The following is a 21,851-nucleotide window of genomic DNA, read 5'->3' on the forward strand; positions in this document are numbered from 1 at the left end:
GCAAGACTCCTCAATGATCACGACCCGGCTTGCGCCTGGCGCTGATGCAAGGCGCGAGGTGCGCCTGTTGACTGAGGTTTACGATAGGTCGGAGGCCTGGCCGGAACGCCACCCGAGGTGGGTGGCAGGAGGCCGTTCAACGAATAACGGGGTTATGGGGTGCGCAAAAAGCCTGTGGTCACCTGCGGTCAATGTGGGAGCGAGCCTGCTCGCGAAGGCGGCGTGTCAGGCCGCAGTGATGTTGGCTGTGCCGGCCTCTTCGCGAGCAAGCCCGCTCCCACCGAGTTATGGGGTGTGCAAAAAAGCTGCGGTTACCTGGGACCATTGTGGGAGCGGGCTTGCTCGCGAAGGCGTCAGTGCATTCAACATTGAGAGGACTGAGCCCGGTCCTACTGGCCCGTGTCGTCCCGGGATTCCAGGTCCCGCACGCGCGCCACGGCTTCATCGCGGCTGCTGACGCCGAGCTTGCTGTAGATGTGGCTCAGGTGCCATTTCACGGTTTCCGGGGATAGCCCCAACGCGCGGGCGATTTTTTTGTTGGGCAGGGCCTGGGCGAGCAGGCGCACGACTTCGATTTCCCGCTCGCTCAACGGCTCGATACCCGCGTTGAGCGGCTTGCCCGCTGTCGCCGGTGACGGCTTGTTTTTGGCAACGGAGGGCGCCGTGACCTGGGCCGCTTGCAGACGCTCCACATAGTACGCCAGCACCGGGTCCAGGGTTTCCTGGCTGGCGATGTCCGAAATCAGCGCCAGTGCATCCGGATGGGCGTCAAGCAAACTGCGCAACAGCCCGAAGCGTTGCCCGCGGCGCAGCGCTTCCATGACTTTGTCGCGGGCCGCGTCCGGATTGCCGCGCTGGGATTCGATCACCGCACTCAGCACCAGCAGGCGCACCGTGCCGAGCTGGCGGCGGTGCAACTCGCACGTCTCGATCAGTTGCTCGATGCGCTTCAATGCGCCGTCCAGGTCGCCCTGATGAATCTGCCAGCGCGCTCGCGCGTTCTCGGCGAGTATGTGAATTTCCTTGAGCGCCGTTTGCCCGGCATCCGGATGCCGCGCATCGATGGCCTCCAGGCGCGCCAGTTTGGCCTGGGCCTGTGTCGACTCACCGAGCAGCATCAGCCACCGAACCTGCCAGGTCAGGCAATACGCCTGCAGTCGCTCGAGGCCAAGTTTGATCGCGTATTCATCGAGTCGCTCGACGAACGCCAGGGCTTCCTGATGGTTGCCCGCCAGCCACTGCACATTCCACAACACCTGGAGCACGCGCAGCACCGAGTCGGGAATCGAGATCCGCTCCAGAATGTCGATCCAGCCCGACAGCAGCTTGAACGCTGCATCGACATCATTGGTTTCGTAAAGCACCTCGCCCAGCAACGCAGCCGAGAGGTAAGTCGCGTCGGCCCCGGCCTTGCCGCAGTGCGCGGCTTCATGCATTACATCCCGGTAAACCCGTTCCGCCTGCTTCATCTGGCCTTCGAGGGCATGGCTCAGGCCAATCATGCAGCGCCCCTGAAGACTGCCGGCCGTGGTTCCGAGCAGCGGTTCACCGTTGATCAGCAATGCCGGGCGATCGAGTTGCACCTGACGGGCCTTTTCGTATTCGCCCCGGTGCATGTAGAGCCAGGACAGAATGTTCGCGCAGGAACCGATGGCAACGCTGTTGCTGCCGGGCGGCGGGCTGAGCAATTGCGGCAGGACCGTCATCGCCGCTTCGGTGTCATCCCGTTGCAAGGCGAGGGAGGCCCGCAGCAACGCGATCATGAAACGGTCGTGGACGTCCTGTTCCGGCACATCATTGAACAGTTGATCGAGGCTCAGGGTGCAGGCATTGAAATCCCGCCCATAGAGCTGCATCCGGGCCTTGAGAATGCGCAGTTTCACCCGCGCCTGCACCTGCTCGAGCGGCAGCAGCCGGACCAGCTCGATCAGCATTCGCAGGTCGCCGTGGGCATACAGGGCCTCGGCATGCTGCTCGACCAGATCGGCCGCGGCGTTCGGGTTGCCGGCCATTACCGCATGGTGCACCGCCTCATCCAGGTGCTGATGGTCGCGGAACCATGCCCATGCGCGTGAGTGCACAATCTGTTGTTCGGTCTTGCTGCGCGAATCGAAATATTTGAGCAGGGTTTCCCGCAGCAACGGGTGCAGGCGATACCAGGTTTCACGGCCGGCACTGTCCACCGGGATCAGGAACAGGTTGTCCCGTTCCAGGCGCGCGAGCAGGGCATTGGCTTCGCGGATCGCGTCCGGATTGCCACTGAGGGCTGCGCACAAAGAGGCGCAAAAACGGTTACAGACGGCCATGAGCAGCATCAGGTCGAGGTCCGTCGGTGACAGATGGGACAGCACCTCGACTTCAAAAAACCTGGCGAATGCTTGATCGTCGCGCACCTGAGTCTGGTCGGACGCCGTGGCGCTCGGGCGGTTTTTCTTGCGGCTGACCGCCAGCAGTTGCAGCCCGGCGACCCAGCCGTCAGTCAGCTCGTGCATCAGTTTGGCGTCGCGAGCGCTGATCTCGCCCAGCTGTGCCTTGAGAAACTGTTCGGACTCGGCCGGGGTGAAACGCAAGTCCCGCAGATTCAGTTCCAGCACCAGCTCCTGGCTGCGCAACCGCGCCAGCGACAGCGGTACGGCGCTGCGCGACACCAATGCCAGGTGCAGATTGACCGGCGCGTAGTCGATCAACCATTGCAGGGCCTGATGAATGCCGACGTCGGTCAGGTGATGCAGGTCGTCGAGCACCAGCACCAGCTCCCGGCCACGGTTGGCGATGCTGCGCACCAGCGTGATCACGGTGCGTTCCACCGCTTCACTGTCGATGCCGCGACCTTCCAGCTGGGTCGCCTCATGCACCAGGGCCGGATCGATTTGCCCCAGGCTGGCCAGCAAATAGTCCATGAACCGCGTCAGTTCGTTGTCGTCCGCCGACAGCGTCAGCCAGGCGACATCGAAGCCCAGCGGCAACAGCGCCTGACGCCAGGCGATCAGCGTCGAGGTCTTGCCGCAACCCGCCGGGCCCTTGAGCACGATACAGCGCTGGCGACGTGCCTTGAGCATTTGCTCCTGCAGCCGTTCGCGGGAGATCAGCCGCCCGGCACTGCGCGGCGGTATCAGTTTGCTGCTGACCACCGGTGACTGTGCCGGCTGCAAGACCTGACTGGCGGGCGTGTCCGAGGCACTGGGCTTGCGGGGTTTGTCCATGGGGCTGTCCGAATCTTTTTGTTATGTAAATGCATTCAATCCATCGGAGTGTAACGCACAGCCTGCATGACATGGCCCTGTGTTTGGCATCCGCCACCCGATGCGGGTGGTGGTTGGCTGAATGGGGATTGGTCTACTGGATGGCACAAAAATAGGGGTGCTGCTGGTGCCCCGTCATAACAGTGGAGCGGTATCGATGGGCGTACTGAGCGGCATTCGAGTGGTGGAGTTTGAGGCAATCGGCCCGGCGCCTTTTGGCACGATGCTGCTGGCCGACATGGGCGCCGACGTGGTGCGGATCGACCGACCGGTGGCGGCGAGCGACCTCGGACCGAAGTTCGAAGGCAAGCGCGCCGACGTGACCGGGCGCAATCGGCGCTCGGTCACCCTGGACCTGAAACGCCCGGAAAGCGTCGCCGCCGCGCTGGAATTGATCGAACGTGCCGATGTGCTGATCGAAGGCTTTCGCCCCGGCACCATGGAGCGCCTTGGCCTCGGGCCGGATGTCACGTTGGCGCGCAACCCGCGACTGGTGTATGCGCGCATGACCGGCTGGGGGCAGACCGGGCCGATGGCGGATCGCGCCGGCCATGACTTGAATTACATCGCTTTGTCCGGTGTGTTGTCCGCTATCGGTCCGGCCGGCGGGCGCCCGGTGCCGCCGCTCAACCTGGTGGGCGATTACGGCGGTGGCGGCATGTTGCTGGCGATGGGCGTCCTGGCGGCGTTGCTCAACGTGCAGCGTGGCGGCGCGGGGCAGGTGGTCGATGCCGCCATGACCGAGGGGGCCGCGCAGTTGGGTTCGGTGATCTGGGGCCTGCTGGCGGGCGGGCACTGGACTGAGCAACGCGGGAGCAACCTGCTGGACGGCGGCGCACCGTGGTATGACACCTACGAAACCCTCGATGGCCAGCACATGTCGATCGGGCCGATCGAGTCGCGTTTTTACGCCGAGATGCTGGAAATCCTCGGGCTGACCGGTGCCGATCTTCCGCGTCAACACGACCGGGCCGGTTGGCCGCGCTTGCGTGAAGCATTGACCACAGCCTTCCGCAGTCGCACCCGTACGCAATGGGCCGAGGCCTTCGCTGGCAGCGACGCCTGTGTCGTGCCGGTGCTGGGTTTGGCCGAAGCCGCCAAACATCCCCATAGCGTGGCGCGTGGCAGCTTCATCGAAGTCGATGGCGTGGTTCAGCCAGTGCCGGCGCCACGGTTTCTCAACACCCCCTCGGCCCAGCCGCGACCGGCACCGCAGCGTGGGGAACAGGGCGACGCAGCGCTGCGCGATTGGGGCTTCGACACGTTGGCCATCGAGCGTCTGCGTGAACTGGGCCTGGGCTTCATGGCCTGAGCGTCATCCATAACAACCTCTTAGAAATTCCGGCGCGCAGGAGTCAGTCCATGGCCATTCAGTTCAAGATCGTCGAGCACGTGGCATTCATCACGCTCGATGCACAAGCAGCGAACAATGCGCTGAGCGTCAGCGACCTGATGCACCTGCGCAAAACGCTGGTGGCCTGCCAGGACGACGAACAAGTGCGGGTCATCGTGCTCACCGGTGCTGGTGATCGCGCCTTCTGCAGTGGTGCGAGCCTGCGGGAGCCGGCGCGCGCGCCGGTCGGTTTCGTCGCCGGGGCGCTGAAAAGCCGCGAGACCGAAGCCGAGGAGGGTGGCTATGCACGGCTGTTCGACCTTAGCGATCTGGACATCTGGAAACCGGTGATCGCCGCGATCAACGGTGCATGCCTGGGCGCCGGTCTTGAACTGGCGTTGCAATGCGACCTGCGTATCGCCACGGCCAACGCCACCTTCGCTCTGCCGGAGGTACGCGACGCGACGCTTCCGGCAGCAGGCGGCGTGCAATACCTGCTGCGCGCGGTGCCTGCCGCCCACGCGATGAAAATGGCCCTGACCGGTGAGCCGATCAGCGCCCAGGAAGCCTTGCGCATCGGACTGATCATCGACTTGTTGCCCCAGGACCGGTTGCTGGCGGCGGCCCTGACCCTGGCGGAACGGATTGCCGCCAATGGCCCGCTGGCCGTGCAGTCGATCAAGCAACTGGCGGTGCAGACCGCTCACCTGACGCCCCGGGATTTCGTGATCCAGGCCCACCTGCACTGGGGGTTGCTGCGCGACAGCGCGGATCACGCCGAAGGGCGCCTGGCGCAGGCCGAGCAACGCACACCCAGATACACCGGTGCCTGACGCTGCACCCCACCTGACAACAATAATTCACAGGAGAGCTCCATGTATCTGACCCAGGGACTGCACCGCGTCCTGCAGCAACGACCCCATGCCCTGGCGACGGTGTTCCGCGACCGTCGTCGTACCTATGCCGAACTGGCCGACCGGGTCGCGCGGCTCGCCGGCGCCTTGCAGAACCTGGGCATGCAGACCGGCGATCGGGTCGGCCTGCTCGGGCTGAATTCCGACCGCTTCCTCGAGTATTTCCTGGCCACCTGGTGGGGCGGTGGCGTGGTCAATCCGGTGAACATCCGCTGGAGTGTTCCGGAAATCGTCTACTCGCTGGACGATTGCGACACGCGCATCCTGATGATCGATGACACCTTCCTGCCCATGGCCGAAGCGATCGCCAGCAGCGCCAGGGTGCGCCCGCTGCTGATCCACGTCGGCGACGGTCCGGCCCCGGACGGCATGCTGTCCTACGAGCAGTTGATCGGCGATGCCGCACCGGTCGATGACGCTTTCCGGGGGGGCGACGATCTGGCCAGCATCATGTACACCGGCGGCACCACCGGGCGGCCGAAAGGCGTGATGCAGTCGCACATGAACCTGTGGTCGGCGGCCGTGGCACGGGCGGCGGATGTGCCGGTGCCAGCGGATGCGCTGACGCTGCAGATCGCCCCGATGTTTCACCTGGCGGCGCTGTCGCGGGTGATCCTGATCTCATTGCTCGGCCTGCCGAGCATCTTCGTCCCGGCCTTCGACGCGCTGGACGTGATGCAAACCATAGAACGCGAGCGGATCACCGACATCCTGATCGTGCCGACCATGTTGCAGGCGCTGATCATGCATCCGATGTTTGCCCAGCATGACCTGAGCTGCCTGCGCAGCCTGACTTACGGCGCCTCGCCGATTGCCGTGCCGTTGCTGGAGCTGGCGTTGAAGGCCCTGCCGAACGTCGAGTTCACCCAGGGCTACGGCATGACCGAAGCCGCGCCGCCGATTTCCGCCAACGGTCCGCAAAACCACAGCGCCGAGGGCATCGCCAATGGCCGCTTGCGTTCGGCCGGGCGGCCGGGGCTCGGGGTGACGGTGCGCATCGTCGACGAACACGACAACGAAGTCCCACGCGGTATGGTCGGCGAGGTGCTGGTCCGGGGCCCGAACATCATGCTCGGCTACTGGAACAAACCCGAGGAAACCGCCCAGGCCCTGCGCGGCGGCTGGATGCACACCGGCGACGGTGCCTATATGGACGAGGACGGTTACCTGTACATCGTCGACCGTTTCAAGGACATGATCGTCAGCGGTGGCGAGAACGTTTACTCGGGCGAGGTCGAGAGCGCGATATCCAGTCATCCGGCCGTTGCGGCGTGTGCGGTGATCGGCATTCCCTGCGGGCAGTGGGGCGAAGCGGTGCACGCGGTGATCGTGCTCAAACCCGGCACTGAAGCCGAGGGCACGGAGATCATTGAACACTGCCGCCGACAGATTGCAGGCTACAAGACCCCGAAGACCGTCGAGTTCCGTCCGGCCCTGCCGCTGTCCGGCGCGGGCAAGGTGCTCAAGCGCGACCTGCGCGAGCCGTTCTGGGCCGGCAAGGACCGGGGAGTGAGCTGATGTCTTCGTTGAACGGCAGCGTGACGATTCCCGAGGGCTTCACGGCACTGGAAAAACGCTCGGGCTTCTTGCGCAACTGCGGTGAATTTTTTGTCCACGATGAGCAGCCGATCCTGGCGGTGCGCCTCCAGGCGCATCATCTCAATTACGTGCACATCGCCCATGGCGGCTTTCTCGCCACGGTTGCGGACAGCGCCTTCGGGGTCATTTTGCGGCGCCAGTCGAAGTCGCAGACAGTGGCGCTGACGGTCAATCTGAACATCGATTACATCGGCCCGGTGCGCGAAGGCGACTGGCTGGAGGCGCATGTCGAGGTGCTGAAGAACGGTGGCACATTCATCAACGCCAGTTGCCTGTTGAAGGTGGGCGCGCGCCTGGTGTTGCGGGCCAACGGTGTCTTCACCACCTGGAAAGGCAAGACGCCATGTACCTGACTCAATGCCTGCAACGGACCTTGCAACAGGACCCTGACCATCTCGCGACGATCTTCGGTGACCGCCGTCAGAGCTATCGCCAGTTTGGTGATCGCGTCGGGCGCCTGGCAGGTGCCCTGCAAAACCTGGGCATGGCCGCGGGGGATCGGGTCGGCATGCTGGCGCTGAACTCCGATCGCTACCTGGAATACATCATGGGCGTGTGGTGGGGCGGCGGGGTGCTCAACCCGGTCAACACCCGCTGGAGCGTGCCCGAGATTGTCTACTCCCTGGACGATTGTTCAACCGGCATCCTGATAGTCGATGAACACTTCGCGGGGCTGGCCGAAGGCATCCGCAAAACCGCCCGCCAGGTGCCGCGATTCATTTACGCCGGGGACGGCGAGGTGCCGGTGGGCATGCTTGGTTACGAGCAACTGATCGCCCATGCGACGCCGATCGAGGACGCCGGACGCGGCGGCGATGACCTCGCCTGCATCATGTATACCGGTGGTACCACCGGTTTTCCCAAGGGCGTCATGCAGTCGCATTTGAATCTGTGGTCGGCGTGCATGCCGCGCATGGTCGATATGCCGCCGGTACGCAATGGCCTGCTGCTGCATGTCGCGCCGCTGTTTCATATCGCTGGCATGGCGCGGGCGTTGATCCAGTTTCTGGCCGGCGAGAGCCATGTGCTGGTATCGGGCTTCGATGCGCAAGCCGTGTTGCGGGTGATCGAGCGCGAGCGGGTGACCGAGACGCTGCTGGTGCCAACCATGATCCTTGCATTGTTGGCCCATCCCGATTTCGAAACCTATGACCTCGGCAGCCTCAGACGCCTGACTTACGGTGCATCGCCCAGTGCCGGCGAAATGGTCGAGCAGGTGCTCGCGCGGCTTCCGGAGATCGAGCTGTCCCATTCCTATGGCTTGACCGAGGCGTGCCCGGTGGTGTCGAGCAACCTGCCGTGGAATCACACACCCGAAGCGCGCATCAGCGGGTTGTCGCGTTCGGTGGGGCGCGGCGGCCTGGGGGTCAACGTGAAGATCGTCGATCCGCAAGGCAATGAAGTGCCGCGTGGCACGGTGGGCGAGATCATCGTGCGCGGGGCGAACATCATGCTTGGCTACTGGAACAAACCCGAGGAGACGGCCAGGGCGCTGCGTAATGGCTGGCTGTACACCGGCGACGGCGCCTACATGGATGAAAAGGGTTACCTGTTCATCGTCGACCGTCTCAAGGACATGATTGTCAGCGGTGGCGAGAACGTTTACTCCGCCGAAGTCGAAAACGTCCTCGCCCGCCACCCGGCGGTGGCATTGGCGGCGGTGATCGGCATCCCCCATGAACAGTGGGGCGAAGCGGTGCATGCGGTGGTGGTGCTCAAGCCCGGCGCCGAGGTCGATGAAGCGCAATTGCGCGCGTACTGCCGCGACTTCATCGCCGGCTACAAATGCCCGAAGAGCATCGAATTTCGCGACACCTTACCGCTCTCGGCGGCTGGCAAGGTTCTCAAGCGCGAGCTGCGTAAACCCCACGCCTGACTACATATACAAACCCGGTGGGAGCGGGCTTGCTCGCGAAGGCGGTGTGTCAGTCACCAATGATGTTGACTGTGCGGGCCTCTTCGCGGGCAAGCCATGCTCCCACCGGTGCTGTGTCGTTCGTGAAAATGCGTGCACGCCGAAAACGGTGGGAGCGGGCTTGCTCGCGAAGGCGTCCTTACATTCACCGCCATGCCTGAGGCCCTCATCGCTGGCACGCCAGTTCCTACAGAGGGCTGTTTCGGACTTCGATTTTCGCTACCCGATCCGGGTGGCTTCATGACCCACCCCCCATCACTACATTGATCCCACGAACCGGGCGCACGCCTGCCTGGCATCCACTGGAGATCCCGATGCATATCAACCGTACCGTCTACCGTGAAGACCACGAAATGCTGCGTGAAACCGCGCGGCGTTTCTTTGAGCGTGAATGCCTGCCGAAGCAGGCGCAGTGGGACGAGGCCGGGCAGGTGGACCGGGAAACCTGGCTCAAGGCCGGTCGCCACAACCTGCTGTGCCTCACCGTGCCTACCGAATACGGCGGCGGTGGCGGGGACTTCGGGCATTCGGCGGTGTTGATCGAGGAGCTTTACCGTTCCGGTGTCTCGGGCTGGAGCCTGGGGGTGCATTCCGACATCGTCGCGCCGTACATCGTGCGTCTGGGCACCGAAGAGCAAAAGCAGAAATGGCTGCCGAAAATCTGCGCCGGTGAAACCGTGCTTGCCGTGGCCATGACCGAGCCTGGTACCGGCTCCGACCTCAAGGCCATCCGCACCACCGCTGTGCGTGACGGTGACGAATGGGTGATTAACGGCAGCAAGACCTTCATCAGCAACGGCCTGACCTGCGACATGGTCGTGGTGGTGTGCAAGACCGATCCGGGCGCCGGCGCCAAGGGATGCAGCCTGATCGTAGTCGAGTGCGACCGTGAAGGCTTCCGTCGCGGGCGCAAGCTGGAAAAGGTCGGCCAGCATGCCGCCGACACCGCTGAACTGTTCTTCGACAACGTGCGCGTGCCGGTGGGCAACCTGCTTGGGGAAGAGAACAAAGGCTTCATGCACTTGATGGAAGAGTTGCCGCAAGAGCGTCTGGTCATTGCCCTGTACAGCGCCGCCAAACTTGAACGCTTGCTCGAGCAGACCGTCGAGTACGTCAAGGACCGCAAGGCCTTCAACCAGACCGTCTGGGACTTCCAGAACACCAAATTCAAGCTCGCCGACATCAAGGCCCAGGCCACCGCCGTGCGCCTGACGGTGGATCACTACATCGGCGAACACATGCGCCGGCGCCTGACCGTGCAGGAGTCGGCCATCGCCAAACTCTTCGCCACCGAAACCCTGTGCAGGTGCATCGATGACATGGTCCAGCTGCACGGTGGCTACGGCTACATGCTCGAGTACCCGATTGCCCGGGCCTTCGTCGACATGCGCGTGACGCGGATTTTCGGTGGCACCAGTGAAGTGTTGCGCGAGCTGATCGCGCGCCAGTTGTGATCCTTTTCCACGCATTTTTTCAGGTGACACCATGAGCGAAAAAGTACTGGTTGCCGGCGTCGGCATGATCCCGTTCCGCAAGCCCAGCGACAGCCCGACCTACGTGCAGATGGGCGCCGAAGCGGTGCGCCGCGCCCTGGCCGATGCCGGGATCGACTACCACCTTGTGCAGGAAGCCTACGCCGGCTACGTCTACGGCGACTCCACCTGCGGCCAGACCGTGCTCTACGAAGTTGGCATGACCGGGATTCCGGTGGTCAACGTCAACAACAACTGCTCCACCGGTTCCACCGCGTTGTACCTGGCGCGCAAGGCCATCGAATCCGGCTCTGCCGATTGCGTATTGGCGGTGGGTTTCGAACAGATGCAGGCCGGTGCGCTGAAATCCCATTGGGATGATCGCCCGCCGACCCGCGAGCGTTTCCTGCCGATCCTGCGCGGCCTCACCGCCGACATGGATGGCATGCCGCAAGCCATCCGTACGTTCGGTGGCGCGGGACGCGAGTACTTGCAGAAGTACGGCGCCAGGATGGAAACCTTCGCCGCGGTGCGCGCCAAGGCCAGCCGTCATGCAGCCAACAACCCGCTGGCGCTTTTTCGCAAGGTGCTTAGCGTCGAAGACGTGATGAATGACCCGGTCATTCTGCCAGGGGTGTTGACCCGTTTGATGGCGTGCCCGCCAACCTGTGGCGGCGCTGCGGCGATCCTCGTTTCCGAGCGGTTTGCGAAAAAGCATGGTCTGCGCCGTGATGTGGAAATCATTGCCCAGGCGATGACCACCGACACCCCGGAATCCTTCAACTTCGAACAACCGTCGATGCTCGACTGGGTCGGCACGCACATGACTCACGCGGCGGTGCGTCAGGTCTACGAAAAGGCCGGCGTCGGTCCGCAAGACATCGACGTTTGCGAATTGCACGACTGCTTCGCGCAAAACGAAGTGATCTGCTACGAGTCGCTGGGCTTCTGCCCGGAGGGCGGCGCCGAGAAATTCGTGATGGACGGCGACAATACCTATGGCGGGCAAATCGTGATCAACCCATCGGGTGGCTTGCTGTCCAAGGGGCATCCACTGGGCGCCACCGGGCTGGCGCAGTGCTACGAGTTGACCCAGCAACTGCGCGGCAATGCCGATCAGCGCCAGGTCGACGGCGCGCGCCTGGCCATGGCGCACAACCTCGGTCTGGGCGGTGCCTGCGTGATCACGCTGTACGGAAAGGCCAACGGGGGTGCCCGGTGAGCAGCCTGCTCGATGCGTTTCGCCTGACCGCATTGCCCGACCACGCGGAAGCCTTTCGTGCAGAGGTCCGGGGCTTTCTCGCCGAGCATCTGCCGACGGTTGCAGCCGATGTGCGGGCGCGCAGCTGGACCGGATTCGACGCCGGTTTCAGTCGCAACCTGGCCCGGCGCGGCTGGGTCGGCCTGACGTTGCCGCACGCCTACGGTGGCGCCGGGCTGGATGCGTTCAGCCGCTTCGTACTGGTCGAGGAACTGCTCTCGGCCGGTGCCCCGGTGGCTGCGCATTGGATCGCCGATCGCCAGAGCGGTCCGCTGATCCTCAAGTTCGGCAGCGACGCGCAGAAGGATTTCTACCTGCCGCGCATCTGCGCCGGGCGCGCTTTTTTCTGCATCGGCATGAGTGAGCCGAACGCCGGTTCCGACCTGGCCAGCGTGCGCAGTCGTGCGACCCGCTGTGAAGGTGGATGGCGCTTGAGCGGCCGCAAGGTCTGGACCACCAACGCCCATCACGCCGATTACATGATCGCACTGGTGCGTACCAGTGGCGTTCCCGAGGACCGTCAGAACGGCCTGTCGCAATTCATCATCGATCTCAAGCAACCGGGTATCAGCGTGCGACCGATCGTTGATCTCGCCGGTGATGCGCATTTCTCCGAAGTGGCCTTCGACGACGTGTTGCTGGGCGACGACGCGCTGGTGGGCGAGGAGGGCAGTGGCTGGAAACAGGTGAACGCCGAGCTGGCGTTCGAGCGCAGCGGGCCGGAGCGTTTCTACTCCAGCGTGGTGCTGCTCGATCTGTGGGCCGACACCTTGCGCCGCAACGGTGCCACTGCCGCCGAAGCGGCGTTGCTGGGCAGTTTCCTCACCCAGCTCACCAGCCTGCGCACCCTTTCGCTGGCGTTGACCGCCTTGCTCGCCCGGGGTGAAAGCCCGGTGGTCGAGGCCGCGCTGGTCAAGGACATCGGCACTGAATTCGAGCAAGCGATCCCCGCAGCGATTGCCGCGTCGATCAGCGCCGATCCGCAGGCGCCGATGGACGCTGAGCTGTACCGCACCGTCGCGTACCTGAGCCAGGTCGCGCCGACCTTCTCGTTGCGTGGCGGCACCCGGGAAATTTTGCGCGGCATGATCGCCCGCGGCCTTGGCCTGCGTTGATATCGAATAGGAAGCATCGAGATGTTCACTGAAGCCATAGAAAAAATTCTGATTGACCTGTGCACACCGGACGTGGTCCGCGCAGTGGAAAACGGCGACGGCGCCGGGACGCTGTGGCGCGCGCTGGAAGAGGGCGGCTTCTTGGAGCTGTTGACCCCGGAAGTGGCCGACGGCGCGGGCCTGGGGATGGCCGCGCTGTTCCCGATTTTCCTCGCCTTCGGTCGCCATGCGCTGCCGGTTCCGGCCGCCCAGAGCATCGCCGCCCGGGCCCTGATGCGCGACTGCCCGTACGCGCCACCGGCCGGCATGCTGACCCTGTCCGGCTGCGCTTATCGTGAAACCGATGGCAGCCTGTGCGTACCGCGACTGGCCTACGGCATGCTCGCTGATTTTGCCCTGGTCAACCTCGACGGCGAGTTGCTGCTGCTCGATTGCAGTCAGGCACGACGTCAGCCCGACGGTGTTCATGCCAGTCAGTGCGCCACGTTGCATTGGTCGCCGGACAACCTTGGCCAATCGCTGGGCGGCAACGGTGAGGAGGTTCGGCTGTTCAGCGCGGCCATTCATGCCGCGGCCATCGCCGGTGCCATGGAGCAGGTACTCGACATGACGCTTGAGTACTGCAATGACCGTGTTCAGTTCGGCCGGCCCATCGGCAAATTCCAGGCGGTCCAGCATCAGCTCAGCGTGATGGCCGAGCAGGTGGCCGCGTCGCGAATCGCCGCGGAGTCAGCCTTCGCCGGCGAGCATCCGGTCCCGCAATTGATTCCCACCGCCGTCGCCAAGGCGCGCGCCAGCCTGGCGGTGCCGTCAGTGGCCGCTACCGCCCACGCGTTGTTCGGTGCCATCGGCGTGACCGAAGAGCTCGACTTGCAACTGTTCACCCGCCGCCTGCACGAGTGGCGCGTCAGCGAAGGCTCGGAAACCTGGTGGAACGGCATCGTCGGCCAGGCATTCCTGGCGCAGCCCGGCGTCACCGTCAGCGAGTTCGCTCGCCACGTCATCCAATCCGCTTAAGGACCTCTGCCATGAGCCCATTTTTGCAGTACGAGCAGCACGGTCATGTCGTCACCCTGACCATGAATGACCCCGAACGCCGCAACCCCCTGACCGGCAACAGCGCGGTGCCGGAGTTCCTCGACGCCATCGAACGGATCGAACGCGACAGCAGTGTGCGCGCGGTGATTATCACAGGCGCCGGCACTGCGTTTTGCTCCGGTGGCAACGTGCGCGACATGGACCGCTACGCGCGAATGTCGGGCATGGAGTTGCGGCAGGAATACCGCACGGGCATTCAGCGCTTGCCCCTGGCGTTGTTCAACCTCGAAGTGCCAGTGATTGCCGCGGTCAACGGTGCCGCCATCGGTGCCGGCCTCGACCTGGCGTGCATGTGCGACATACGCGTCGCGTCGGAGCAGGCCAAGTTCGCCGAGAGTTTCGTCAAGTTGGGGATCATTCCGGGGGACGGCGGTGCGTGGTTGTTGCCGCGGATCATCGGCATGTCTCGCGCCAGCGAGCTGACCCTGACCGGACAAATGATCGATGCGCGCCAGGCCGCGGAATGGAACCTGGTGTCCCGCGTCGTACCCGCCGACCGATTGCTGGACGCAGCCCGTGAAATCGCCACGGCGATTGCGGCCAACCCGCCGCACGCGGTGCGGCTGGCCAAGCGGTTGATGCGCGAAGGCATGCACACCCGGCTCGACACGCTGCTGGAAATGTCCGCGTCGTTTCAGGTGCTGTCGCACCAGACCGCCGATCACCACGAGGCCGTGGCGGCGTTCATCGAGAAGCGTCCGGCGGCGTTTACCGGCTGAATGTCACCGACAGTAACGCTCGCTGAACGCCGCTCAAAACGGGCGTTACGCGGTAGAAAAATCTCAGGAAAACACTTCATCCAAATCACCCATTCGGGTGTCAGGACCTCAGGGGCGCCTCGCTAGCATGAGGGCTCACCACGTCATCCTTAACCGGAGAAACCGCATGACAAAAACAACAATGCGCGGAGTCTTCCAGCCAAGTCTGCTGGCCGTAGCTGTAATGGTTGCCACTTGCGCGAGCCAGCAGGCTCACGCTGTTGATTTCAACATCGGGGAGATTCAGGGGAAGTTCGATTCGTCGTTGTCCATCGGTGCCAGTTGGTCGGCGGCCGACCCGGACAAGACCTTCATTTCCAACTTCAACTCGCAAGGCGTCAGCGGTGGCAAGTCCGCGTCCCGGACCACGGACGACAACCGCCTGAACTTCAAGAAGGGCGAAACGTTCTCGAAGATCTTCAAGGGTGTGCACGACCTGGAATTGAAGTACGGCGACAGCGGCGCCTTTGTGCGCGGCAAGTACTGGTACGACTTCGAACTGATGGACGAGAGCCGTCCCTTCTACGACATCGACGACAGCGGGCGTGATCGCGCGGCCAAGTCGTCGGGGGCGATGTTCCTCGACAGCTTCGTCTACCACAACTACACGATCGGCGATCAGGTCGGCAACGTGCGGCTCGGCAAGCAAGTGGTGAGCTGGGGCGAAAGTACGTTCATCGGCAACTCGATCAACAGCATCAACCCGATCGACGTCGCGGCGCTTCGCCGTCCAGGCGCGGAAGTGAAAGAAGGCCTGATTCCGGTCAACTTGCTCTACGTGTCCCAGGGCCTTGCCGACAACATCACCGCCGAGGCGTTTTATCAGCTGGAGTGGGATAAATCGGTGGTCGATAACTGCGGCACGTTTTTTGGCAGCGACGGTGTGCCCCAAGGCTGTAACGACCGCCTGGTCATTGCCGGCCTCGACCTGCCGCCAGGGGCGGCCAGCAACACCGGCAGCCTTGCCGCCATCGCGGCGGGAAGGGACGACGCTTTCATTCCGCGCCTGAAAGACAACGATGCGCGGGACAGCGGTCAGTATGGCCTGGCCCTGCGCTGGTACGTTCCGGAGATGAACGACACCGAATTCGGCGCCTACGCGATGAACTATCACAGCCGCAATCCGTACCTGAGCATCAATCAGATGACCAGCGCGGCGGGTGGCGTGGCCTCGGCACGCAGCACGAGTTACTTCATCGATTACCCGGAGGATATTCGCCTGTATGGCCTGAGCTTCCAGACCAACGTTTCGGGCGTGTCCCTGGGCGGGGAGGTCAGCTACCGGCCGAACATGCCGCTGCAACTGAACACCGCCGACCTGCTGTCCGCCGCGACCTTCGGTGCGACGTCGCCGCTGATCACCACCGGTTTTGCCGGGCGCACGCTCGGTGCCGAGGTGAACGGCTATAAGCGCATGCCGGTAACCCAGGCACAGGTGACGGCCACGCAGTTTTTCGATCAGGTGCTCGGCGCCAGTCGCCTGACCGTGGTCGGCGAGGTGGGTTACAACCACATCAATGGCCTGGGCAAGGCCGACGGTTCCGACCTGCGTTTCGGTCGCAGCCCGGCGTTCGGCTCGGGTGAACTGCCAGGCGTCGTCGGCGCGGCGACCTGCCGAGGCACCGCGCCAGGTACCGCGTCCGCCAGCAACCCTGCGCAGGAGTGCAACGACGATGGCTTCTACACCAGCAACAGCTGGGGCTATCGCGTGCGCGGCAAGCTGGATTACCAGAACGTGATCGCCGGCATCAACCTGTCGCCGAACATCGCCTGGTCCCATGACGTGTCCGGTTACGGCCCGAACTTCGATGAAGGGTCCAAGGCGGTCAGCCTGGGGCTCGACGCCGATTACCTGAACACCTACACCGCCAGCCTGAGTTACACCAATTACTTCGGTGGCGATTTCAACACCAACGTCGACCGCGACTACGTTGCGCTCAGCTTCGGCGTGAATTTCTGATGCAACCCTGCCAGAGGTACTTTCATATGAACGCATGTTTCATTCTGCGCGCTGGCGCACTGAGTCTGTCGCTGCTGGCCAGCGGCGTCATGGCCGCGGTTACGCCCCAGGAGGCTGCTCAGCTGGGCACGACGCTGACCCCGTTGGGCGCTCAGAAAGAGGGCAATGCCAGCGGTAGCATTCCCGCCTGGACCGGAGGTCTGAAACCCGGCGCGGCGCCGCTGGAAAACGGCTTTCTCGGTGATCCGTTCGCCGACGAGAAACCGCAGGTGGTCATCACAGCCGCCAACGCCGAGCAGTACAAGGACAAGCTGACGCCGGGGCAGCTGGCGATGTTCAAGCGCTATCCGGACAGCTACCGGATCCCGGTGTACAAGACTCAGCGCACCGCCGCGTCGCCGCAGAATATCTACGACATCGCGAAAAAAAGCGCGGTGACCACCGAGCTGACGCCCGACGGCAACGGCCTGGTGAACTTCACGCAAACCCGTTACTACCCGTTTCCGATTCCCAAGAACGGTGTCGAGGTGTACTGGAACCACACCAACCGTTATCGCGGCGGCAACATGGAGCGCCAGGCCGCGCAAGCGGCGCCGCAAACCAATGGCTCGTATTCCATCGTCGAGTACGACGACAAGCTGGCCTTCCCGCAGTTGATGGAAGGCATCGAGGGCGGGCAGGGCGACAACGTTCTGTATTACTACAAACAGGAAATCACCGCGCCCTCGCGCATGGCTGGCAGTGTGATCCTGATCCACGAGACCATCGACCAGGTCAAGGAACCGCGCCTGGCGTGGGTCTACAACGCCGGCCAGCGTCGCGTGCGGCGGGCACCGCAGGTAGCCTACGACGGTCCGGGCAACGGCTCCGACGGCATGCGTACCGCCGACAACACCGACATGATGAACGGTGCTCCGGATCGCTATGACTGGAAACTGGTGGGCAAAAAGGAGCTGTACATTCCGTACAACAACTACCGGTTGCAGTCGCCGAAAGTGAAATACGACGACATCATCAAGCCCGGTCATATCAACCAGGACCTGACCCGCTACGAGCTGCACCGGGTCTGGCATGTCGAAGCGACCCTCAAGCCGGGTCAGCGGCACGTGTACGCCAAGCGTGACATGTACTTCGACGAGGACACCTGGCAACTGGCCGAGGTCGATCACTATGACGGTCGCGGCCAGCTCTGGCGGGTGGCCGAAGGTTATGCAATCAACGATTACGAACGCGGCGCGCCCAACTTCGCCATGCTCGGGATTTATGACTTGATCGCCGGTCGCTACAACGTGCTGGCGATGACCAACCAGTCCAAGCATGCCACCACTTACGGCATGACCGCGAAGATGACGGACTTTACCCCGTCGGCGCTGCGCAACGCCGGTATTCGCTGACCGATCCTGAAGCTTCGGATAACGCCCTGTTCGCAGGGCGTTGTACTTTGCGCTCGCTACCACCTGATGCGGGTGGGGCGTCAACCTCCGGCTCGCTCAATGATGGCGTCATACACCATCAGCGAGGTCCGCCATGTTTGTGCCACGGCCGCATTTGTGCGACGTACTCCAGCGCGAGCAGCGCCGCCTGCAACTGCTGTGCGCGCCTGCCGGGTATGGGAAAACCGCGTTGCTTCGGGAGTATTTTCGGGACGTGGGGAACGTAGGGCGGCTGGTTTGGTTGAGTCTTGAAGGACAATCCCAGGTTTTGCCGCGGTTGAGTTCAAGGCTCGCCAGTGAACTTGGGCTGGCGCCTGACATCGCGCCTGAGGCATTGCTGACATATCTTGGCTCAGGGGACTGGGTGACGGGCCCAGCGTTGCCGAATTTGATCGCATTCCCCTGTGGGGGCGAGCCTGTTCGCGAGGAGGCCGGTCCAAACAATGACGATTCAAGGCTTTGCCTGGTCTTCGATGACCTGCCCACCGACATGCCGGCGGACCTCAACCACTGGTTCGACCAACTCCTCATGCTCCAGAACGCCCATCTGCACATCCTGGTCACCTGCCGCCAACGCCCCGACTGGAACCTGCCGCAGCTGATGCTCACCGGTCAACTGCTGGAGCTGGACGCCCGGCAACTGGCCCTGCGCCCTGATGAATTCGAATCGTTGGTCAGCCTGCTCGCTCCCGATACCGACAGCGCTTCCCGGGAGCGACTGTGGCACAACACCGGCGGTTGGTGCGCCGGCGTGCGTTTACTGCCTGCGTCATTGCTGGGTCAGTACCTGGAGCGGGAACTGCTGTCGCGCCTGAGCGAAGAACAGCGCGAAGTCCTTTTCGGTCTCGCGCATTTGTCCAAGGCCAGCGCCGATCTTTGCGAGCAACTCTGGGAAGGGCAGCAAGGCGCCCGCGTGTTCAGGAGCCTCCTGGATAGCCAGGCCTTCCTCATGCCGATCGACCATCAGCCCGGCTGGTTCTGCGTGTTGCCTGCCGTGGCGCAGGCCCTGCAGGACCGTCTGGGTGGCGCGCCGTTGAATCGCCTGCGCCTGCGCGCCTGCCAGCTGCTCAGTGTGCTGGGGCATGTCGATGATGCAGTCGAACAAGCGCTGAGTGCCGATCAGCCGGAAGTCGCCGCCAACTACATGGAGCGCTTGTGGTTGAGCTGGATCCTCAGCGAGCGGCACCTGAATAAAGTCATGGACTGGCGCGAGCGTATTGAACCGCACCTGCTGCAAAGCAGTTCGCGCCTGATTTACCTGTGCGCCAAGGCACTGTTGTTCAGCGGACGGCTGGAGGAAGCCGAAACCTGCCTGCAACGTCTCGGCCACTTCTTGCCGTTGCCCGATCCACAGCGAAACCGGCGTCTGCTGGCGAACTGGCAAGCCTTGCACGGCACGTTGTGCGCGTTGCGCGGCAACGCCGAGCAGGCACGGCTGCATTGCCAGGGGGCGCTGCACGACCTCACGCCGCAGGATTGGCTATCGGTGTTGTTGTGCCATTGCACGCTGGCGCGGGAGGCCATGAACCGCAACGAACTCAACGAGGCCCAAACGCTGCTGGACCAGTCGCTGGAGCTGGCCCGCCGCCAGGGCAGCCGTGAAGCCGAAGTGCTGGTCAACACCGATCGCGTACGCCTGATGATGCTGCAGGGCCGCCTGAGCCTGGCGCATTCATTGTTGCGCACCGAGCTCAATCAACTGACTGCCAGCCGGTCCCAGCCTTATCCGTTGTTGGGCCGCTTGATGTTTCTGCACGGTGAGTTGCTGTTGCAACTGGGCCACACCGGCGAAGCCGAGCAGGTCGTGCAGGCCGGACTGCTACAGGTCCGCGATGGCTGCGCGCCGTTCGTGTTGAGCGCCTATCTGCTGTTATCCGAGATTGCCTCGCGCAACCGCGACGCGGAAAAGGCCCATCTGCTATTGCACGAGGCCGAGCGCCGCATGCAGTGGGGCAAGATCGACAACGTGTGCTACCAGCGGTCGATCGCGTTGCAAAAAGCGCGGATCGTCAACCGCGAGCAAGGGGGGGACCGCGACAGGCCGGTGCCTGCGGGCGTTTCGATGGTGCCGGATTACCAGGACGGCCTGACACCCCGCGAGGTGTCGGTACTCAAGTTGCTCGCCGAGGGCATGTCGGTGCGTGAAGTCGGCAGTCGCCTGTTCATTTCGGTCAACACTGTGAAAACCCACGCCAAGAACATCAACGTCAAGCTCGGCGCCTGCCGTCGTACCCAGGCCATCAATAGCGCCAAGGCAATGGGGATTCTCGCCTGACAGCGCCACCCACCTGATCCGGGTGGCGGCGCCACCGAATCGATGATCAACCATGCGTGCAGACCCCACGCAGCGCTGCGCAATTGCGGTCGCGTCCTGACAACAACAAGAGAGGTAGTGATGAGCGCCATCGAGCATTCACCGAGCACCGACATCCGCACGATCCTGGACAAACAGCGGGCGGCCTTCCTGGCCAGCGACCCCTGGACCCTTGAGCAACGCTGTGAATTGCTCGGGCGCGCGATCAGCCTGCTGGTCAACCATGAGCAAGAGATCATCGCCGCCCTGACGGCTGACTTCGGCCACCGCAGCCCCGGTTTCTCGAAGGGCAGCGAAGTGCTGTCGCCCCTGGCGACACTCAAGCAGACCCAGGCCGAACTGGCTGAATGGATGCGGCCTGAACCGCGCCAGGCGCGAACCGGTGAAGCCTGGGTTCAATACCAGCCCCTCGGCGTGGTGGGCATCGTCACCGCGTGGAACGTGCCGGGCTACATGGTGTTCAGCGGCCTCGCCGGTGCTTTGGCTGCGGGCAACCGAGTGATGATCAAACCGTCGGAATTCACCCCGCAAACCTCGGCGCTGATCGCCCGGTTGCTCCGCTCGGTCTATGCCGAAGACGAAGTGGCGGTAGTGCTTGGCGACGCGGACGTCGGTCAGGCATTTTGCAGTCTGCCGTTCGACCACTTGCTGTTTACCGGCGCCACCAGCATCGGCAAGCACGTGCTGCGTGCGGCGGCGGAAAACCTGGTGCCGGTGACCCTGGAGCTGGGTGGCAAGTCACCAACGATCATTTCCCGTAGCGCCGATTTCAAGGACGCGGTGGCCAAGACGGTGATCGGCAAACTGCTCAACGGCGGTCAATTGTGCGTCGCACCCGACTACGTGTTCGTGCCCCGTGAGTCGGTGGACGCTTTCATCAATGTCGCCAGGGCCGTGGTCGCCGGGTTCTTCCCGACCTTGAAGGACAATCCCGAATACACCTCGATTATCAACACCCGTCATTTCGAACGCTTGCAGGGTTACCTGAGCGAAGCACGCGAAGCCGGTGTCGAGATGATCGAACTCAATGCCGCCGACGAGGACTTCAGCGCCGCGCCGCGCAACAAGATCGTGCCGACCCTGCTGCGGGACCCTGGCGATGACCTGCACGTGATGCAGGACGAAATCTTCGGCCCGCTGCTGCCGGTCAAACCGTACGACAGCATCACCGACGTGATTACGTGGATCAACGCCCGGCCACGTCCGTTGGCCCTGTACTACTTCGGCAATGATGCGACCGAAGAGGCTCGAGTGCTGACGCGCACCTGCTCCGGCGGCGTGACGCTCAACGGTGTGTTGAGCCATGCCAGCACCGAAGGCCTGCCGTTCGGCGGTGTCGGTCAGAGCGGCATGGGCGCTTATCACGGGATCGACGGCTTCCGTACCTTCAGCCATGCCAAAGCCATTTTGCGTACCGCGGCCAACCCGGCCTGACCC

General features: G+C 63.5%; 15 protein-coding genes. 14 read left to right on the forward strand and 1 reads right to left on the reverse strand.

Features of this window, described 5'->3' with window-relative positions:
* Nucleotides 1-389: 389 nt before the first annotated feature.
* Nucleotides 390-3,203, reverse strand: a complete 2,814-nt coding sequence (locus NTD84_RS25465; RefSeq protein ID WP_262171365.1) for a LuxR C-terminal-related transcriptional regulator — start codon at nucleotides 3,201-3,203, stop codon at nucleotides 390-392.
* Between the two features lie 196 nt (nucleotides 3,204-3,399).
* On the opposite strand from NTD84_RS25465, the gene NTD84_RS25470 reads away from it, so the two are divergent.
* The 14 genes from NTD84_RS25470 (at nucleotide 3,400) to NTD84_RS25540 (ending at nucleotide 21,848) form a co-directional block, all read left to right on the forward strand.
* The gene (locus NTD84_RS25470; RefSeq protein WP_262171367.1) at nucleotides 3,400-4,554 is read left to right on the forward strand and encodes a CaiB/BaiF CoA transferase family protein; all 1,155 of its coding nucleotides are present in this window, start codon (nucleotides 3,400-3,402) and stop codon (nucleotides 4,552-4,554) included.
* A 50-nt stretch (nucleotides 4,555-4,604) separates the two neighbouring features.
* Nucleotides 4,605-5,408 (forward strand): enoyl-CoA hydratase/isomerase family protein, encoded by an 804-nt coding sequence (locus NTD84_RS25475; protein WP_262171368.1) that lies wholly within the window; start codon nucleotides 4,605-4,607, stop codon nucleotides 5,406-5,408.
* A gap of 42 nt (nucleotides 5,409-5,450) precedes the next feature.
* Nucleotides 5,451-7,007 (forward strand): acyl-CoA synthetase, encoded by a 1,557-nt coding sequence (locus tag NTD84_RS25480; protein WP_262171370.1) that lies wholly within the window; start codon nucleotides 5,451-5,453, stop codon nucleotides 7,005-7,007.
* Complete coding sequence (locus tag NTD84_RS25485; RefSeq protein ID WP_262171372.1) at nucleotides 7,007-7,441, forward strand: PaaI family thioesterase; 435 nt, start codon at nucleotides 7,007-7,009, stop codon at nucleotides 7,439-7,441. The genes NTD84_RS25480 and NTD84_RS25485 overlap by 1 nt, the downstream gene beginning before the upstream one ends.
* The gene (locus NTD84_RS25490; RefSeq protein ID WP_262171374.1) at nucleotides 7,432-8,964 is read left to right on the forward strand and encodes an acyl-CoA synthetase; all 1,533 of its coding nucleotides are present in this window, start codon (nucleotides 7,432-7,434) and stop codon (nucleotides 8,962-8,964) included. Before NTD84_RS25485 ends, NTD84_RS25490 begins: the two co-directional genes overlap by 10 nt.
* A gap of 353 nt (nucleotides 8,965-9,317) precedes the next feature.
* Nucleotides 9,318-10,457, forward strand: coding sequence for an acyl-CoA dehydrogenase family protein (locus NTD84_RS25495; protein ID WP_262171376.1), 1,140 nt, complete (start codon nucleotides 9,318-9,320; stop codon nucleotides 10,455-10,457).
* A gap of 31 nt (nucleotides 10,458-10,488) precedes the next feature.
* The gene (locus tag NTD84_RS25500; protein WP_262171377.1) at nucleotides 10,489-11,697 is read left to right on the forward strand and encodes a lipid-transfer protein; all 1,209 of its coding nucleotides are present in this window, start codon (nucleotides 10,489-10,491) and stop codon (nucleotides 11,695-11,697) included.
* Nucleotides 11,694-12,851 carry an acyl-CoA dehydrogenase family protein gene (locus NTD84_RS25505; protein WP_262171378.1) on the forward strand — a complete coding sequence of 386 codons (1,158 nt, stop codon included), beginning with the start codon at nucleotides 11,694-11,696 and terminating at the stop codon, nucleotides 12,849-12,851. The genes NTD84_RS25500 and NTD84_RS25505 overlap by 4 nt, the downstream gene beginning before the upstream one ends.
* 21 nt (nucleotides 12,852-12,872) lie before the next feature.
* Nucleotides 12,873-13,868, forward strand: a complete 996-nt coding sequence (locus tag NTD84_RS25510) for an acyl-CoA dehydrogenase family protein (protein ID WP_262171380.1) — start codon at nucleotides 12,873-12,875, stop codon at nucleotides 13,866-13,868.
* An 11-nt stretch (nucleotides 13,869-13,879) separates the two neighbouring features.
* Nucleotides 13,880-14,668: a crotonase/enoyl-CoA hydratase family protein gene (locus tag NTD84_RS25515; RefSeq protein WP_262171382.1), complete on the forward strand. Its 789-nt coding sequence runs from the start codon at nucleotides 13,880-13,882 to the stop codon at nucleotides 14,666-14,668.
* Nucleotides 14,669-14,834: 166 nt separating this feature from the next.
* Nucleotides 14,835-16,667, forward strand: coding sequence for a DUF1302 domain-containing protein (locus tag NTD84_RS25520; protein ID WP_262171384.1), 1,833 nt, complete (start codon nucleotides 14,835-14,837; stop codon nucleotides 16,665-16,667).
* A 26-nt stretch (nucleotides 16,668-16,693) separates the two neighbouring features.
* On the forward strand, nucleotides 16,694-18,061 hold the full coding sequence (locus NTD84_RS25525) for a DUF1329 domain-containing protein (protein WP_262171386.1): 1,368 nt from the start codon (nucleotides 16,694-16,696) through the stop codon (nucleotides 18,059-18,061).
* 418 nt (nucleotides 18,062-18,479) lie between these two features.
* The gene (locus NTD84_RS29925) at nucleotides 18,480-20,375 is read left to right on the forward strand and encodes a LuxR C-terminal-related transcriptional regulator (RefSeq protein WP_315975575.1); all 1,896 of its coding nucleotides are present in this window, start codon (nucleotides 18,480-18,482) and stop codon (nucleotides 20,373-20,375) included.
* A 120-nt stretch (nucleotides 20,376-20,495) separates the two neighbouring features.
* Nucleotides 20,496-21,848, forward strand: coding sequence for a coniferyl aldehyde dehydrogenase (locus NTD84_RS25540; protein WP_262171388.1), 1,353 nt, complete (start codon nucleotides 20,496-20,498; stop codon nucleotides 21,846-21,848).
* Nucleotides 21,849-21,851 lie beyond the last annotated feature (3 nt).

Origin of the sequence: Pseudomonas sp. 14P_8.1_Bac3 (assembly GCF_025466085.1) — a bacterium.
GTDB lineage: Bacteria > Pseudomonadota > Gammaproteobacteria > Pseudomonadales > Pseudomonadaceae > Aquipseudomonas.

Excerpts from the sequence above, each read along its gene's own strand:
- NTD84_RS25465 (WP_262171365.1), bottom strand. The coding sequence starts at position 3,203 with ATGGACAAACCCCGCAAGCCCAGTGCCTCGGACACGCCCGCCAGTCAG.
- NTD84_RS25470 (WP_262171367.1), top strand. The coding sequence starts at position 3,400 with ATGGGCGTACTGAGCGGCATTCGAGTGGTGGAGTTTGAGGCAATCGGC.
- NTD84_RS25475 (WP_262171368.1), top strand. The coding sequence starts at position 4,605 with ATGGCCATTCAGTTCAAGATCGTCGAGCACGTGGCATTCATCACGCTC.
- NTD84_RS25480 (WP_262171370.1), top strand. The coding sequence starts at position 5,451 with ATGTATCTGACCCAGGGACTGCACCGCGTCCTGCAGCAACGACCCCAT.
- NTD84_RS25485 (WP_262171372.1), top strand. The coding sequence starts at position 7,007 with ATGTCTTCGTTGAACGGCAGCGTGACGATTCCCGAGGGCTTCACGGCA.
- NTD84_RS25490 (WP_262171374.1), top strand. The coding sequence starts at position 7,432 with ATGTACCTGACTCAATGCCTGCAACGGACCTTGCAACAGGACCCTGAC.
- NTD84_RS25495 (WP_262171376.1), top strand. The coding sequence starts at position 9,318 with ATGCATATCAACCGTACCGTCTACCGTGAAGACCACGAAATGCTGCGT.
- NTD84_RS25500 (WP_262171377.1), top strand. The coding sequence starts at position 10,489 with ATGAGCGAAAAAGTACTGGTTGCCGGCGTCGGCATGATCCCGTTCCGC.
- NTD84_RS25510 (WP_262171380.1), top strand. The coding sequence starts at position 12,873 with ATGTTCACTGAAGCCATAGAAAAAATTCTGATTGACCTGTGCACACCG.
- NTD84_RS25515 (WP_262171382.1), top strand. The coding sequence starts at position 13,880 with ATGAGCCCATTTTTGCAGTACGAGCAGCACGGTCATGTCGTCACCCTG.
- NTD84_RS25520 (WP_262171384.1), top strand. The coding sequence starts at position 14,835 with ATGACAAAAACAACAATGCGCGGAGTCTTCCAGCCAAGTCTGCTGGCC.
- NTD84_RS25525 (WP_262171386.1), top strand. The coding sequence starts at position 16,694 with ATGAACGCATGTTTCATTCTGCGCGCTGGCGCACTGAGTCTGTCGCTG.
- NTD84_RS25540 (WP_262171388.1), top strand. The coding sequence starts at position 20,496 with ATGAGCGCCATCGAGCATTCACCGAGCACCGACATCCGCACGATCCTG.